Here is a 12349-nt window from a genome sequence, read left to right on the forward strand (position 1 = left end):
AGACGGCGCCGCACGTCATGGAAACACGCGCCGCGGCGCCTCGCCGTCTCATTGTCGCCATCACGGGAGCGACGGGCGCCATCTACGGCGTCCGGCTGCTCCAGACGCTGCGCAAACTGGGCGGCGTCGAAAGCCATCTGCTGATTTCCAGCGCAGGATGGCTCAATATCCAGCACGAACTCCAATTGTCGCGTGAAGACGTGCATCCGCTCGCGGATGTCGTTCATTCCGTGCGCGACGTCGGCGCGAGCATCGCGTCTGGCTCGTTCGCGACCGACGGCATGATCGTCGCGCCGTGTTCGATGAAAACGCTCGCGAGCATCGCGCACGGCCTTTCCGACAATCTGATCACGCGCGCCGCCGATGTCACGCTGAAGGAACGTCGACGGCTCGTGCTGATGGTGCGCGAAACGCCGTTCAACCTCGCACATCTGCGCAACATGACGGCCGTCACCGAAATGGGCGGCGTGATTTTTCCGCCGCTGCCCGCCTTTTACAATCGGCCCGAGACGATCGATCAGATGGTCGACGATACCGTCGCCCGCGTGCTCGACCTGTTCGCGCTGGGTCCAGCGCTGGCGCCCGCGTGGCAAGGGTTGAACAGTCCGTCGCAGTGAAGCGCGCCGCTGACGCCACTGGATTCACAACTGCCACGAGACAATCAAATCCCCGTTTCGCCGTTTATCAAATGACAGTGCGGGCTTATATTCGCTTCAACGAAACTTATCCGGCCTTCATCCGGCCCGCACTGCCATGACCCGCTTGCCTTCCCTGTTCCTGTCGCACGGTGCGCCGACGCTGCCAATCGACCCGTCGATGCCACGCGCGGAATTCGCGTCCCTGTCTGCTGAAGTGCCGCGCCCGAAAGCGATCCTGATGCTGTCCGCCCATTGGATGACGCAGCAACCCGCAGCCAGCACGTCGGACGCGCCTGAGACGATTCACGACTTCTATGGCTTCCCGCGTCAGTTGTACGAGATTCAGTACCCGGCGCCGGGCGCGCCCGATATCGCGCGCCGCGCCGCCGCGCTGCTCGGCGAACAGGGCATTCCGACCGCGACGCAACCTCACGGTCTCGACCACGGCGCATGGGTGCCGATGCTGCTGATGTTCCCGCACGCTGACGTGCCGATCGCGCAACTGTCGATCCAGCCGAGGCTCGATCCCGCGCATCACTTCCGCGTTGGGCGCGCGCTGCGCCCGCTGCAGGACGAGGGCGTGATGATCGTCGGCTCGGGGCAGATCACGCACAATCTGCGCGAAGCGGATTTCTCGGCGCGGCCGGAAGACGCCGATCCGCGTGTGACCGAATTCACCGACTGGTTCGAGGCGCGCCTCGCCGACCGCGATATCGATGCGTTGCTCGATTACCGGCGTCAGGCGCCGCACGCCGCGTTCATGCATCCAACCGATGAACACCTGCTGCCCGTGTTCGCCGCACTGGGTGCCGCCCCTGACGACTACAAGCTCGGCATTCAGTCACTCGGGACGTTCCAGCGCTCGCTGGCGATGACGAACTACGTGTTCGGCAACGCGTAAGCGTTCTCGGGGCGCGTCGCGCATACAAAAAAGCCCGCCAGAATCTGGCGGGCTTTTTTATTGGTCAGACAGTCGATCAGGCGCCGATGCCTTCGAGAATCTCATCGTGCGATTCACGCTCGTTCAGATACTCGGTGCGATAGCCCGTATGCACGCCCCAGTAGTAGAAGATCAACGAGAACGCGATCACGACCAGCATGTCCCAGCCATACGGCAGCACGCCCAGACCGCCAAACTGCTTGCTGCCGATCAGCGACAGGATCGCCATCACAGGCAGATACGCGACCAGCCACCATGCCGCCTTCAGATCCTGGTTGAAGCCTCCGAAGCCCGATTTTGCCTGGAAGTAGAAGAACACGGGGAGCGCCACGATCATCAGCAGGATGATCTCGCCCGTCAGCGGCCACTTCGCCCAGTACAGGATCAGCGACGCGCACACGAATGCGAACGGCGCGATCACGCTCATGCCGCGAATGTGCAGCGGACGCTCGAGGTCGGTCGCCGCGCGGCGCAGCGCCATCAGGCTGATCGGGCCCGTCAGATACGAAATCACCGTCGCCACCGAAATGACGGCCGCCAGCGAACTCCAGCCACGGAAGAAGAACAGGAAGATGAACGATACGAACAGGTTGAACCACATCGCCGGACGCGGTACGCCATACAGCGGATGCACGGTGCCGAACATCTTCGGCATCGTGTTGTTACGCTCCATCGCGTAGATCATGCGCGTGGTGGTCGCCATATAGGTCGTGCCCGTGCCGCTCGGGCTCACGAACGCGTCGACATACAGCAGGATTGCCAGCCAGTTCAGGTTCAGCGCGATTGCCAGTTCCGCGAACGGCGACTTGAAGTTGAACTGATTCCAGCCCTTCACCACGTCAGCCGGGTTCACCGCGCCGATATACGCGATCTGCAGCAGCACGTAGATCACCAGCGCCAGCAGGATCGAGCCGATCACCGCGAACGGCACGCTCTTCGCCGGATTGCGCGCTTCGCCTGCCAGGTTGATCGGGCTCTGGAAGCCGTTGAACGCGAACACGATGCCGCTCGTCGCCACCGCCGTCAGCACGGCCGACCAGCCATACGGCGCGAACACGCCCGCGCCGCCAAGACTTTCGCCCAGGTTTTCCTTGTGGAAGCCACTCATCATCAGACCGAGAATCGTCAGGCCCGGGATGATGAACTTGAAGATCGTGATGGTGGTGTTAGCGCGTGCGAACACCTTCACGCCCCAGTAATTCAGCAGGAAGTAGATGACCACCAGCACGGCCGAGAGCAGTAGGCCCGGCGTCGTCAGTTCGCTGTTGATAAAGAGGTTGTGCGCCCATTGGTACGGCCAGGTGCTCATGTACTGGATCGACGCTTCGGCCTCGATCGGAATCACCGACACGATTGCGATCCAGTTGGCCCACGCGCTGATAAAGCCCACCAGCGCGCCGTGCGAGTAGCGCGCATAACGAACCATGCCGCCGGACTCGGGGAACATCGCGCCGAGTTCCGCATAGGTCAGCGCGATTGCGAGAATCACCACCGCACCGATCACCCACGCGCACAGGGCCGCAGGGCCCGCAATCTTGGCCGCCTTCCAGGCGCCGAACAGCCAGCCGGACCCGATAATCGAACCGAGCCCCGTCAGCATCAGCGCGAAAGGGCCGATGTGCCGTTGAATAGAACTTTTCACGTCTTCTCCTATATCTGAAAGCACGCCGCTGCCGCGGCCGTTAGACACGGCTAGAAGTCATAGGAAAGACCAGGGCATACGGCGGGCGGTCGCGAGCGCGATTGCGGGTTTCTTCCACAGGTGCAACCGGTCGAGCGCGGGGCGTAGTTTAACGGTTGCACCGCGATTGCAGTCAAAATACGTTTGAGCCCTACAAAAAAATCGCGAAAATGGCAAGCTTTGTAAGCATTTTGGTGCCTAATAGCCCCGATCTATATGAGGATTTAAAGATTACGGTTGACCTTCTCTCGAAATGCCCGTATAAAGGACGGGCAGGATTTCAAGCGGCGAGTGAATTGGTTCTTTCGTAGTTCGCCCATCAACGGTACTCCGGTTGGTCCTATTACCCTTCCTTGATTTTCATGCACACTCGGGCTTCGGCCTTATTTACCATTTTTAGGAAACAGTAATATGGAAACCGGTACCGTCAAGTGGTTCAATGACGCAAAGGGCTTTGGTTTTATCACGCCGGACGCCGGCGGCGAAGATCTGTTCGCGCATTTCTCGGAAATCCGCGTAGAAGGCTTCAAGACGCTGCAGGAAAACCAAAAGGTTACCTACGACGTCAAGACGGGCCCGAAGGGCAAGCAGGCCGCTAACATCAAGCCGGTCTAAGCTTAGCTTCCTTCCGGAACGCAGAAAAACCCCGCCTAGGCGGGGTTTTTTCTTTTCTGCGTTAATCGGGATTTCGGCGCGAAATCTAAAATCTTTACCGGTTTACCGGAAGACGCGCTGCGCGTGAATGCCTAAGCCAGTTGCAACGCTGGCGAGGCGATCGCCGAATACGGGACGCGCATCGGGAAAAGCCGCAGCTAGCGCGCCCGACAAAAACGCTAATCCCGTCGATCCACCCGTGAAGTACAGCGCATCGACATCGCGCGGCGCGACGCCCGCACGTTGCACGGTATCGCGCGCAGCCTGGACGATGCGCTGCGTCTCATCCTTGCCCGCCGCAATCAGTTGCGCTTCGTCGAATGCGAGGCGCAAATCCTCCTCGACGATTTCCAGATCGATCAGCGTCTCGCCGCCCGCCGCGACACCGATCTTCGCTTCTTCCGCGTGCGCCGCGAGCGCATGGCCGAAACGCTGCTCGACGACGCGCATCAGCCGGTCGTGATGCCGCGTGTTCGAATACAGGTGCCGCATCAACGCAAGCTCGGACACGCGCTTGGGCGTATAGATCGTGTTGATCAGATGCCAGGTGGCGAGATCGAAGTAAATGCGGTTCGGCATCTCGCGCCCTTCCGGATCGAGCGATTGATAGCCGAGTTCGCGCAGGATCGTCGCCAGCTCGACGCGCCGGTCGAAGTCCGTTCCGGCGACGTGCACGCCGTGATGCGCGAGCACATCGTCCTTGCGCTCGATACGCTTCATCCGCTCCGGCCCGACGCGCACCAGCGAGAAGTCCGACGTGCCGCCGCCGATATCCGCCACCAACACCAGCCCTTCTTGCGTCAGATGCGCTTCGTAATCGAAGGCGGCCGCGATCGGCTCGTACTGGAAGTGAATTTCGTCGAGACCCACCGAGCGCGCCGCCGCTTCGAGCTGCTGCTGCGCAAGCTGATCGGCGCGCGGATCGTCGTCGACGAAAAACACCGGGCGCCCGAGCACCGCGCGGCTGATCGGCGTACCCGCCGTCTGTTCCGCGCAGCGCTTCAGATGCGTGACGAAGATCGCGATCACGTCCGTGTATTTGATCGCGGAGCCGTCGCCGAGATCCGTATTGTTGTCGGCGAGCGCAGAGCCGAGAATGCTCTTCATCGAGCGCATCAGCCGGCCGTCGAAGCCGTCGACATACGCTTCGAGCGCCGCGCGGCCGTACTCGCGCCGGTTTTCGTCGGTGTTGAAGAAGACGGCCGTAGGCAGCGTCGTGTAGGCGCCTTCTACAGGCGCCAGCTTCAGCGTCGCCTGCCCGGCTGGAGAACCGCCGACAGGAACGGCAACCGCCGAATTCGACGTGCCGAAGTCAATCGCGCAATAGGTCATGGCAGGATTCGCCGCTCACGCAGGCGCGCACAGAAAAAGGACGGGCTTTGTAACATGAAAGCTGTGACACCATCAACCGGGAGCGCGCAGTCCACGCTGCGGCGATGGGGAATGCAGATTGCTTCATCGAAAGGTCGCGCCGGGCTCGAATGAATCCGACAGGATACGCTGTTCGACGGCCCGCTTACAGAATCCTCATAAACATTGGCTCGCTCATTCAGGAGACTCGATGCAGGAACCTTCCGCCGCCACGGTTCGCGCCGACCCGGCCAGCATCGTCGAAACCGATCTGCCTTCGCGGCTCGACCGCTTGCCGTGGGGCCGCTTCCATTCGCTGATCGTCGTCGCGCTCGGCGTGACGTGGCTGCTCGACGGGCTGGAGGTGACGCTCGCGGGGTCCGTCGCGAGCGCGATGAAGTCGAGCGAGGTGCTGCGCTTCTCAAACGCGGACGTCGGGCTGGCCGGCAGCGCGTATATTGCTGGCGCTGTGCTGGGGGCGCTCGGCTTCGGCTGGCTGACCGACCGGCTCGGCCGACGCAAGCTGTTCTTCATCACGCTAGCGCTCTATCTCGCAGCGACGGCGGCGACCGCCTTCTCGTGGAACCTCACGAGTTTTCTGGTGTTTCGCTTCCTGACGGGCGCGGGCATCGGCGGCGAGTACACGGCGATCAATTCGACGATCCAGGAATTCACACCCGCCCGCGTGCGCGGACACACCGATCTCGCGATCAACGGCACGTTCTGGATCGGCGCGGCGCTTGGCGCGGTCGGTTCGCTGGTCATGCTCGACCCGCATCTGCTGCCCGGCGACTGGGGCTGGCGCGCATGCTTCTTCATCGGCGCGGCGCTCGCCCTGGCGATCCTGCCGATGCGCGTATGGATACCCGAAAGTCCGCGCTGGCTGCTCACGCACGGCGAGGAGAAGGAAGCACGCGAGATCGTCGAAGGGATCGAGGCGCGCTTTCGCGCGGACAATCACACGCTCGCCGACGACGCGCTCAAACGCCTGCGCCTGCGTGCCCGCGAGCACACGACGCTGCGCGAAGTCTTCCACACGCTGTTCATGGTGCACCGGCGGCGGGCGCTGGTCGGGCTGTCGCTGATGACGGCGCAAGCGTTCTTCTACAACGCGATTTTCTTCACCTACGCGCTCGTGTTGACCGATTTCTATCATGTGCCCGGCGAGCATATCGGCTGGTACATCCTGCCCTTCGCGCTCGGCAATTTCGCGGGGCCGCTGCTGATCGGCAGGCTGTTCGACGTGATCGGGCGCCGGAAGATGATCGCCGCGACTTACGCGATTTCGGCGCTGCTGCTGACCGTGAGCGGCTACCTGTTCGAACAGCAGTTGCTCACCGTGACGACGCAGACCATCGCGTGGATGGTGATTTTCTTCTTCGCGTCGGCGGCGGCGAGTTCGGCGTATCTGACCGTCAGCGAATCGTTTCCACTTGAAATTCGCGCGCTCGCGATTGCGGTGTTCTACGCGTTCGGCACGGCGCTCGGCGGTATCGCGGGGCCGGCGTTTTTCGGCCGGCTGATCGACACGCAGCAGCGCAGCGAAGTGTTTTCGGGTTATCTGGTCGGCTCGGCGCTGATGCTGGCCGCCGCGGTGATCGCGGCAATCTGGGGCGTGGACGCGGAACGGCAGCCACTCGAAAGCGTCGCCGCGCCGCTTTCCGCAATCGACGACGATTGACGGCCTATGAGCGCAGGCGACAGCCGCGTAATAAAGACAGCCGCGCAATAAAAAACGCGGCCGTCGGCCGCGTTCCGTGTTTAACACATGACGCAATGAAGCAAGCTTAAAACGCCTTCTTCCACCCGCCCGCAAAAGCAATATCACCGAGCGGCACGCGCGTGCGCGCCGCCTTTTCGCGCTCGCGCAGCACGGGGTCGAGTTTGTCGACGTCGCCATAGTGACCGAGCGAAATCATCGCGATCACCTCGATGTCATTAGGCACCGCGAACGCCTTGCGGAACGCGTTGACATCGAAGCCGCTCATCTGATGCGCCGCGAGGCCGAGCGCGTGCGCCTGCAACACCAGCGATAGTGCTGCCGCGCCCGCGTCGTACGGCGCGCAACGATTGATTTCGCCCTTTGCCGTCAGCGTGTGCGCCGTCACGCAGATCAGCACGGGCGCCTTCGAATTCCAGCCCTGATTGAACGGCACGAGCGTGTCGAACGCTTTCTTGAACGAGACTTCGTCCGCCGTGCGGTCGAACACCACGAAGCGCCAAGGCTGCAGGTTGTACGACGAAGGCGCCCAGCGCGCCGCCTCAAGCACCGTGCGCAGTTGCTCACGGCTCACGGGCTCGCTCGAATATGCGCGCGGGCTCCAGCGGCCGGCGATCAGCTCATGAATGGGAACGTCGGTGCGTGCGGGTTTGGTGGTCATGCGCATTTCTCGGTCGAAATTCATGATCGGCGGGCAGCGGGCCCGATGGCCCACTAGCATAACCCGAGCCGTCCGGTTCGCGCCCTGCTGGTCGCGCAGTTTTAAGACGCAAGAGCGCATAAGAAAAGCGCGCTGAGGCCCTTCGACCCCGACGCGCTCCTGATCGCCGTGACGCGGACTACAGCATCAAGCAGCCTGCGCCGCGACGCTCCGCTCGCCACGGTTGATCCGCAGCACGATGATCGATGCGACGAGACACAGCCCGCCCGAGATCATCGATGCCACCGTGTACGTACCGAGACTCGCGCGCAGCATGCCCGCGCCGAGCGCCGCGAAGGCCGCACCCAGTTGATGGCCGGCGACCACCCAGCCGAACACGACGGGCGCCGAATCCTTGCCGTAGACGTCGGTGGCGAGACGCACCGTCGGCGGTACGGTCGCGATCCAGTCGAGACCATAGAACACCGCGAACAGCGGCAAGCCGAAGAAGTCGATGCCGAATGCGTGCGGCAAATACATCAGCGACAGGCCGCGCAGCCCGTAGTACCAGAACAGCAGCACGCGCGCGTTGAACCGGTCGGACAGCCAGCCCGACAGCGTTGTGCCGAACAGATCGAAGATGCCCATTGCCGCGAGCAGCGACGCGCCCTGCACTTCCGTCATCCCGTAGTCGCCGCACATCGCGATCAAGTGCGTGCCGACGTAGCCGTTGGTGCTCGCGCCGCAAATGAAGAAGCTGAAGAACAGCAGCCAGAAGTCGCGCGTCTTGCTCGCCATTGCCAGCGTGCCGAACGCAATCGCGAGCGGGTTCTGCTTGCTCATGTCGGATTTGACGGGCGAGTCGGCGGGTTCGCCGAACGGACGCAGCGCCATGTCGGCGGGACGCTCCGGCAACAGGAACGCCACCAGCGGCAGCACTAGGGCCGCCGCGATCGCGACCGTCCACACGACGGGCCGCCAGCCATGATGCTGCGCGATCGCCGCAAGCAGCGGCAGAAACACCAGCTGGCCCGTCGCCGAACTGGCCGTGAGAATGCCCATCACGAGACCGCGATGCGTGCTGAACCAGCGGTTCACAACCGTCGCCGACAGCGTCAGCGCCGCCACGCCCGTCGCGCCGCCGACCATCACGCCCCACACGAGGATCATCTGCCAAGGGTGCGTCATCAGCGACGACAGGCCCACGCCCGCCGCCATCATGCCGAGCGCCGTCAGAATGGTCGGACGCACGCCGAAACGCTGCATCGCCGCCGCCGCAAACGGCCCCATCAGTCCGTACAGCGCGATGTTCACCGAAATGGCCAGCGAGATCGTCGCGCGACTCCAGCCAAAGTCATGTTCGAGCGGCACCATCATCACGCTCGGGGTTGCGCGCGTCCCGGCCGCCGCAAGCAGCACCAGAAACACCACGGCCACGGCCAGCCAGCCGTAGTGGAAACGCCCACCAATTATTCTTGCTGCCCAGTTCATCGGTTCTCCAAGGTTTCCGTCACGGCTCACGGTGCTGCAATGCCAGCCGCATTCTGATTTTTACCGCTTTCGTAAAGGTGTTGTGACTGACCTGTCACAATCGGTGTTGCGATCTTAGTTACCGATCGGTAACATGTCAAGGCGTCGACTCAAGGACCACACGACCATCATGGCTAATTCCGACACTCCCAAACGCGCGCCGAGCCGTCGTTCGCAAACGGCCGGTTCCGAAGCACAGCAGCATCTTTTGCGCGCCGCCGCCGATCTGTTCTACAAGGAAGGCGTGCGCGCGGTGGGCGTCGATGCCGTCGTCGAGCGGGCGGGCGTCAACAAGATGAGTCTGTACCGCCAGTTCTCTTCGAAAGACGATCTGGTAGTCGCGTACCTGGAACAGTCGGACGAGCAGTTCTTCAGACGTTTCGACGAAAGTCTCGCCAAACATCCGGGTGAGCCTCGGAAACAGATCGGCCAGTATTTCGAGGATCTGGCGGGGCGCGCATCGAAGGAAGACTATCGCGGCTGCCCGTTCGTCAATGTATCGGCGGAATTTCCGGACCCGGCACATCCGGCGCGGCTCTGTGTACTGAACAACAAGACGAAACTGATGGAGCGGCTCAACGCGCTCTGCACGGAAGCGGGCGCGCGCGATCCGGGCGAACTGGCGAACGCGCTCGCGTTGCTGATCGAAGGAATCTACGCGTCGAGCCAGACCTACGGACCGGGCTGCGGACCGATTGCGGTCGCGCCGCGCGTGGCAGAGCAACTTGTCGCGCAGGCGTGTGGAGAGGCGTCGGTAAAATAGCGGTTTTGCCTTTCCTGCCCGCACCGCCATGTCTTCAACGCCTCCCCAATCGCACGATGCCATCCTCGACGCCACGCGCCACTGGCTGACGCGTGCCGTGATCGGGCTAAACCTGTGCCCGTTCGCGAAGGCAGTACACGTGAAGGAGCAGATTCGCTACGCGATCAGCGAAGCGACCGAGATGGAAGGCGTATTGGCGGATCTGGAAACCGAGCTGCGCACTTTGGTGGATGCCGATCCCGCCGCCATCGACACGACACTGCTCATCATTCCGCACGCGCTCGGCGATTTTCTCGAATACAACGACTGCCTGTTCTTCGCGGACCGAATGCTGAAGCAACTGCGCCTCGAAGGCACGCTGCAGATCGCCAGCTTTCACCCTCAGTATCAGTTCGAAGGCCACGAGCCAGACGATATCGAAAACTACACGAACCGCGCGCCCTACCCGATTCTGCATTTGCTGCGGGAAGCGAGCATCGACCGCGCGGTCGACGCCTTTCCGGACGCCGCCGACATCTACGAGCGCAACATGGAAACGTTGCGTCGTCTCGGCCCGGAAGGCTGGCACAAATGGATGAGCGAGCCGGCCAACGACTGACCGGCTAACGCTCGGTGAGGCTCAAGCCTCGGCGTAGAACCGCTCGCGCAGTTCCGCAATGCCGAGCGTATCCATCACTTCATTGAGCCGCTCGGCGGGCCGCCGGCGCGGCAAATCCTTGTAGGTCGCGACGATGAGCTCGTTTTTCATCGAATGCTCCCAGCCGACCAGCTCCGTCACGTTGACCTGATAGCCGTGCGCTTCCAGTTGCAGGCAGCGCAGCACGTTGGTGATCTGGCTGCCGAATTCGCGCGTATGCAGCGGGTGCCGCCAGATTTCCGTCAACGCGTTCGCCAGCGACTTGCCCTTGTTCCTGCGCAGAACGCCCGCCACTTCCGCCTGGCAGCACGGGACGACGACGATGTATTTCGCATGTTTTTCGAGCGCGAAGCGGATTGCGTCGTCGGTGGCCGTATCGCACGCGTGCAAAGCGGTGACGATGTCCACGTTCGGCGGCAGTTTGTCCGATGTAATCGATTCAGCTACGGAAAGATTGAGAAACGACATACCCTTGAAGCCGAGGCGTGCCGCCAGCTCCTCTGACTTCGAAACGAGTTCCTCGCGCGTCTCAATGCCGTAGATATGCGAGTTATCCCGCAGTTCCTTGACGAACAGGTCGTAGAGAATAAAGCCGAGGTAGGACTTGCCCGCGCCGTGATCAACAAGGGACAGTTCGCCTTTCGTCGCTTTCACGTCCTGGAGCAACGGCTCGATGAACTGAAACAGGTGATAAACCTGCTTCAGCTTGCGGCGGCTGTCCTGGTTCATCTTGCCGTCGCGCGTGAGGATATGGAGTTCCTTCAGCAACTCGACGGACTGGTTAGGACGGACTTCGTAGGATTTGCTGGACATCGAATGAGCGTGCCACCGATTGCATCGCGAACGTGCGTCAGGTGACGGAAAAAGGGAAAAGTGTCTGTCAGTTTACCCAAAGCGCGACGGACGGTCCCGGTTCTTGCGCGCGGACGGCGATATCGCACCTGGCTTGGAATAGTTCGTGCCTGAGCATCGCCCGGGTTCGAACCTGCTGAAGGGCGTGTCGCAAGGCAGTCGTCTGATGCAAGCCAGATAGAGCATGGCGGCTTGCAGGATGCATAAAGAAAGACAAGCTACCGGTTACTGCAACGTCAAAGAACCGCCGGTACGCGTGGGGGAGGTCGAGCCGGAACAGGGGTTCGAACGTTATGTAACCTGAAGTGCGCCGGGACTGCAACGAAGCGCGCTCAGATCTGATGAGGCGGCAAATGGATACGACACCCAACGGAAACGCCGAGCAAAAGTTTCAGGAGCTCATGGCGAAGCTGCTGGCCACGCCCGAGTGGACAGAAAAGCAGCAACTGGAACTCGAAATGGCGCGCGACATCTCGGTGGAAATGCTGCGGCTCGCGGAAGTCATGCGCGACGGCAGCGTCGATATGGAGACGTGCCTCACCCTGCTCAAATACGCGAAAGTGCTGGACTTCGTGATGACGACGCTCGCGTCGCGCCGCGACATCAAGCCTCAGACATTGCGCGTGATCTTCAAACTGGCCGGACTCAAAGTCGACGAAGCCTATCCGGGCTGAGTCCGCCGACGGCTGCGCGGCCCGCTCGCGCAGCCGTTTTCCAATTTCCCTTTGTCTGCTTTGGCTCGTAGCCGTTTGCGACAGCCTTTGGCCAGGTTTTGCGCCTCGGCCTACATGTTGCTTCCCATTTCCCCTCTTGTCTCACATGCTGATGCCGCTGCGTCGCAGCATGCGCCTGCACGAGATGACTTCTATCATGCCCAACTGGTCAGGTCGAAATTCAATAAGCGCATAAGACGCAAGCCGCCTCTTCGTCCCGACTCATGCAAT

The 12349-nt window shown here is 61.9% G+C and carries 12 protein-coding genes; 7 read left to right on the top strand and 5 right to left on the bottom strand.

Translation table 11 applies throughout. From position 1 onward, the window contains the following. Positions 1 to 17: 17 nt before the first annotated feature. Together H1204_RS15585 and H1204_RS15590 are read left to right on the top strand one after the other, a co-directional pair. Positions 18 to 617 carry a UbiX family flavin prenyltransferase gene (locus H1204_RS15585; protein ID WP_180729016.1) on the top strand — a complete coding sequence of 200 codons (600 nt, stop codon included), beginning with the start codon at positions 18 to 20 and terminating at the stop codon, positions 615 to 617. A gap of 136 nt (positions 618 to 753) precedes the next feature. Then, positions 754 to 1539: a class III extradiol ring-cleavage dioxygenase gene (locus tag H1204_RS15590; RefSeq protein WP_042313793.1), complete on the top strand. Its 786-nt coding sequence runs from the start codon at positions 754 to 756 to the stop codon at positions 1537 to 1539. Positions 1540 to 1615: 76 nt separating this feature from the next. Here H1204_RS15590 and H1204_RS15595 read toward each other — a convergent pair whose 3' ends face one another. Further along, positions 1616 to 3220: an APC family permease gene (locus H1204_RS15595; RefSeq protein WP_180729017.1), complete on the bottom strand. Its 1605-nt coding sequence runs from the start codon at positions 3218 to 3220 to the stop codon at positions 1616 to 1618. 450 nt (positions 3221 to 3670) lie between these two features. On the opposite strand from H1204_RS15595, the gene H1204_RS15600 reads away from it, so the two are divergent. Continuing rightward, positions 3671 to 3874 carry a cold-shock protein gene (locus tag H1204_RS15600; RefSeq protein WP_007731769.1) on the top strand — a complete coding sequence of 68 codons (204 nt, stop codon included), beginning with the start codon at positions 3671 to 3673 and terminating at the stop codon, positions 3872 to 3874. Positions 3875 to 3976: 102 nt separating this feature from the next. Here H1204_RS15600 and H1204_RS15605 read toward each other — a convergent pair whose 3' ends face one another. Further along, on the bottom strand, positions 3977 to 5245 hold the full coding sequence (locus H1204_RS15605) for an Hsp70 family protein (protein WP_180729018.1): 1269 nt from the start codon (positions 5243 to 5245) through the stop codon (positions 3977 to 3979). A 229-nt stretch (positions 5246 to 5474) separates the two neighbouring features. Here H1204_RS15605 and H1204_RS15610 point away from each other — a divergent pair, with 229 nt between their 5' ends. After that, positions 5475 to 6944, top strand: coding sequence for an MFS transporter (locus H1204_RS15610; RefSeq protein WP_180729019.1), 1470 nt, complete (start codon positions 5475 to 5477; stop codon positions 6942 to 6944). A 106-nt stretch (positions 6945 to 7050) separates the two neighbouring features. Here H1204_RS15610 and H1204_RS15615 read toward each other — a convergent pair whose 3' ends face one another. Continuing rightward, positions 7051 to 7644, bottom strand: a complete 594-nt coding sequence (locus tag H1204_RS15615; RefSeq protein ID WP_180729020.1) for a nitroreductase family protein — start codon at positions 7642 to 7644, stop codon at positions 7051 to 7053. 186 nt (positions 7645 to 7830) lie between these two features. Continuing rightward, positions 7831 to 9114, bottom strand: coding sequence for an MFS transporter (locus H1204_RS15620; RefSeq protein ID WP_180729021.1), 1284 nt, complete (start codon positions 9112 to 9114; stop codon positions 7831 to 7833). Between the two features lie 169 nt (positions 9115 to 9283). Here H1204_RS15620 and H1204_RS15625 point away from each other — a divergent pair, with 169 nt between their 5' ends. Both H1204_RS15625 and H1204_RS15630 read left to right on the top strand, forming a co-directional pair. Then, positions 9284 to 9916: a TetR/AcrR family transcriptional regulator gene (locus H1204_RS15625; protein WP_180730976.1), complete on the top strand. Its 633-nt coding sequence runs from the start codon at positions 9284 to 9286 to the stop codon at positions 9914 to 9916. Positions 9917 to 9944: 28 nt separating this feature from the next. Continuing rightward, complete coding sequence (locus H1204_RS15630; protein WP_180729022.1) at positions 9945 to 10514, top strand: DUF1415 domain-containing protein; 570 nt, start codon at positions 9945 to 9947, stop codon at positions 10512 to 10514. 21 nt (positions 10515 to 10535) lie between these two features. Here the strand turns inward: H1204_RS15630 and H1204_RS15635 are convergent, their stop codons facing one another. Then, complete coding sequence (locus H1204_RS15635; RefSeq protein WP_180729023.1) at positions 10536 to 11366, bottom strand: SAM-dependent methyltransferase; 831 nt, start codon at positions 11364 to 11366, stop codon at positions 10536 to 10538. Positions 11367 to 11758: 392 nt separating this feature from the next. On the opposite strand from H1204_RS15635, the gene H1204_RS15640 reads away from it, so the two are divergent. After that, complete coding sequence (locus H1204_RS15640; protein WP_007731784.1) at positions 11759 to 12079, top strand: hypothetical protein; 321 nt, start codon at positions 11759 to 11761, stop codon at positions 12077 to 12079. Positions 12080 to 12349 lie beyond the last annotated feature (270 nt).

The sequence above is a fragment of the Paraburkholderia sp. PGU19 genome, assembly GCF_013426915.1.
Classification (GTDB): Bacteria; Pseudomonadota; Gammaproteobacteria; order Burkholderiales; family Burkholderiaceae; genus Paraburkholderia.